Consider the following 1,091-nt stretch of genomic DNA (forward strand, 5'->3'; position numbering starts at 1 on the left):
AGTTCACGGAGTTTCTTGTTGTTAAACGCAGTCTGTAATACAAAATAACTACCGCAATACCAGTTGCCATTTCGCATGTTTGCGCATATCCACGCTTTTCCTTCTTCCACGCCTAACTTTTTGAGTTCCTTGAATTTTGTTTTAGCCTTCTTCCATTGTTTCCAGTAGATTGTCCTTATCTTATGCCTTAACCATTCATCTGTTTCTCGAAGTAGATTCTTCATATCTGCCAATCCAAAGTAGTTTATCCATCCTCTTATAAATTGAGTTAGTTTTAGCGCACGATATTCATTTCCCCATCCATTGCTACGTTTTGTTAATTCTCGGATTTTATCCTTCATCTTTACGATAGATTTTGGATGAACTCTAAATCTGCATTTGCCTCGATACCTATAAAAGCTATAACCAAGGTACTTAACTCTGCTGATATGTTCCACACACGTTTTATTCCTGTTCACTTTCAAGAAAAGCTTCCCTTCAATAAATGGTATGATGTTTTCCAAGGTTCTTTCTGCACTTTTCTTACTTTTGCAGAAAATCATACAGTCGTCTGCATAACGAACAAATCGGTGTCCCCTATGCTCTAATTCCTTGTCTAATTCATTCAGCATTATGTTACTGAGCAATGGGCTTAGCGGTCCACCTTGTGGCATTCCTACTTCTGTCTTTTCAAATATCCCTCTGCTAATCACTCCAGCATTGAGATATTTGTGGATTAGTGAAATGACTCTTCCATCCTTGATGGTTCGTGATAATACTTCAATAAGTTTACTCTGACATACTGTATCAAAAAATTTCTCCAAATCCATATCTACCACATATACATATCCATCATTAACATTTGCCTGGCATTGCTTAAGTGCATCATGAGCACCTCTGCATGGACGAAAGCCAAAACTGTTTTCTGAAAACTGCTCCTCGTAAATAGGCGAAAGTACCTGTGTAATTGCCTGTTGAAAGACGCGGTCTACAACTGTTGGTACTCCAAGTTTTCTGAACTCGCCTTTTGTTTCTTTTGGTATTTCTACCCTTCGGACTGGATTAGGTTTATATTTCCCTTCCAATAACTGTTGTTTAAGTTGCTTTCCGTT

The 1,091-nt window shown here is 38.0% G+C and carries 1 protein-coding gene; it reads right to left on the reverse strand.

The window, feature by feature from the left end; all coding sequences use genetic code 11:
- Nucleotides 1-1,091: group II intron reverse transcriptase/maturase (gene ltrA / locus T537_RS0109485; RefSeq protein ID WP_034244643.1), on the reverse strand; the 1,091-nt coding region annotated here is incomplete at both ends.

Source organism: Lachnospira multipara LB2003 (assembly GCF_000702205.1).
In the GTDB taxonomy this organism is placed as follows: Bacteria; Bacillota; Clostridia; order Lachnospirales; family Lachnospiraceae; genus Lachnospira; species Lachnospira multipara_A.